Below are 258 nucleotides of genomic sequence, written 5' to 3'. Positions count from 1 at the left end.
GCGCACACGTTTCCCACGTGTGTATCGCTACTCATGCCTGCATTCTCACTCGTGAACCGTCCACAACTCGTTTCCACGGCTGCTTCACCCGGCACACGACGCTCCCCTACCCATCACGATCCCCGTTGGGGGTAATATCGCAATGACATGACTTCGGCGGTGTGCTTGAGCCCCGCTACATTGTCGGCGCGGAATCACTTGACCAGTGAGCTATTACGCACTCTTTCAAGGGTGGCTGCTTCTAAGCCAACCTCCTGG

1 rRNA gene is annotated in these 258 nt (G+C 57.0%); it reads right to left on the bottom strand.

The window, feature by feature from the left end:
- Positions 1-258: ribosomal RNA gene (locus V2J85_RS41125) — 23S ribosomal RNA — on the bottom strand; the annotation flags it as partial.

The sequence above is a fragment of the Streptomyces bugieae genome (assembly GCF_036352915.1).
Lineage (GTDB): Bacteria > Actinomycetota > Actinomycetes > Streptomycetales > Streptomycetaceae > Streptomyces > Streptomyces endophytica.
The sequence above is the reverse complement of the archived record's forward strand: the minus strand, read 5'-3'. Positions and strand labels throughout refer to the sequence as shown.